Annotated in this window: 1 protein-coding gene; it reads right to left on the bottom strand. The window is 50.3% G+C overall.

Going from position 1 to position 2,147, the window contains the following annotated elements; translation table 11 throughout:
- Nucleotides 1–206: 206 nt before the first annotated feature.
- On the bottom strand, nucleotides 207–2,147 hold a 1,941-nt coding region (locus IQ270_RS29890; RefSeq protein WP_193976719.1), incomplete at its 5' end, for a hybrid sensor histidine kinase/response regulator.

The following is a 2,147-nucleotide window of genomic DNA, read 5'->3' as shown; positions in this document are numbered from 1 at the left end:
ACACCTCCTACCGTCCTCTCTCCTGTAAGTTGCTTTCCTCGAAGGAGGCAGAGCCTCGCCTATCTGCATTACCAGGCAGAGCCTGGTAACGAGCAATCGCTTAAGTTATTAAATTTTCATTCCTAACAACTAACAACCAACAACTAACAACTAACAACTAACAACTAACAACTAACAACTAACAACTAACAACTAACAACTAACAACTAACAACTAATTAATTTGGGGATGGCTTCTAAAAGTTGAGGTTCGCTGTAAGGTTTAGTGAAATATTTATTTGCGCCTAATTCCATTGCCATTTGCCGGTGTTTTTCGCCGCTGCGGGATGTCAGCATGGCTACAGGGATTTTAGCAAACCGCTGGGTCGATCGCATCGATCGCAACAATTCAAATCCGTCCATCCGAGGCATTTCAATATCGACAATCGCCAAACTGCAATCAAGACCGTTTTGCAGCTTTTCCAAAGCATCCACCCCGTCTTTAGCCTGCACGACTCGGTAGCGAGCGCGAGTCAGCATCATAGACAGCAACTGCCGAATTGTGTAGGAATCGTCCACGATCAAAATCTGCGGTGACTGACTCAAACTCGTTACGGGCGGCAGTTTACCGGAAACAGGGGCGATCGAACTATTCGCTGCAGAAGGTTGACCCACCAAATCATCCACATCCAAAATAGTTACAACTTTGCCGTCCCCCAAAATCGTACTCCCCAAAACCCCGCGAGGCTTGGATAGAGGCGGTGGCAAAGGTTTAACCACAATTTCCTGTTGGCCGATCAGCCGTTCCACAGCCACCGCCAGCATTCCTTCGCTAGAAGCCAAAACCAGCACCGGAATGTGGTCTTGGGTCAAAGGGTCTGGAGACGGAGCATCGGGCCCCAAGACGCTGTATTCGAGCAAATCCTGCATCCTCACCAAACGAATGAATTCCTCCCGCCACCACAGCATCGGCTGATTGCCGGCGGTGTGAACTTCCGACGCTTTGATGTGGAGAATTTCTTCGACTGCATCCAGCGGCACCGCTATTTTATTGCGATCGGTCTTCACCATCAAAGCGTCAGTAATCGACAGCAACAGCGGCAGCTTGATGATAAAACTCGTACCTTTTCCCAGGCGAGAGTCCAGCTTCACAGTTCCCCGCACAGTCCGCAAATTTGTTCGCACCACGTCGAGGCCGACTCCCCGCCCCGAAAGGTCGCTGACTCCTTCTGCGGTGCTGAAACCAGGCCAAAACAGAAAATCGTAGAGCTCAGCAATGGAAAAGTCTTGGGCTTGTTCCTCTGTCGCCAAACCTTTGTCGATCGCTTTGTGGCGGATGATTTCCGGGTCAATGCCTTTGCCGTCATCGGCGACAGTAATAATAGTTTGGCCGCCTTGGTGACGCGCTGTTATTTCTATTTGACCGCTGGCGGGCTTGCCGCTTGCTTGCCGAACTTCGGGCATTTCGATGCCGTGGTCGAAAGCATTTCTCACTAAGTGTACTAAGGGGTCGCGCAAAGCGTCGAGCAAACTTTCGTCAATTTTGGTATCTCTTCCCAGCAGCAGCAGGTTGACATCTTTATTGTAGGTGAGACACAGATCCCGGAGCGCTCTGGGCAAGTGATCGACGGCGCGACTGAAACTGACGACTCGCAACTGCATGACGCGGCTGCGGAGTTGTTCGGTAATCCGGCGCAGTTGGTCGGTACTGCGCTCGAATTTGATGGCTAAGGTGTCTAATTTGGTAGCGGATTGAGAAATTGTTTCGGCTGTTTCGATAACTTCGGAGGCGGTGGAGTGGAACTCTGTATAACGATCCATCTCTAAGATATCGAAGTGAGCGTGGGCGATCGAGGATTTGTCGTTAGCAGTCGCGGGAAATTCTGTTTCAGATCCTGCAATTTTTCCCACCACTCCCGAATTGCCGTTTACCCCTTTCCAATCTGCAAAACTCAGTCTGTCGTATTCTTCTCGCAAATGACCGCCGAATTGGTTCAAGTCTACGATACTGCGGCGGATGCGCTTGACTTCGCCCCGCAGTTCGGATTCTTGAAGTTCTAAATTTGTACGGTTGATGACTAATTCTCCGACTAGATTCACCAATTCTGTTAAGCGTTCTAAGTCTACGCGGATTGTCGGTCTTTGCGAGTTGGGGAGGGGGAGTGGGGG

This window comes from Microcoleus sp. LEGE 07076 (genome assembly GCF_015207455.1).
GTDB lineage: Bacteria > Cyanobacteriota > Cyanobacteriia > Cyanobacteriales > Microcoleaceae > Microcoleus.
Note: the sequence above shows the minus strand (reverse complement) of the source record. Positions and strands in the feature narration are given on the sequence as shown.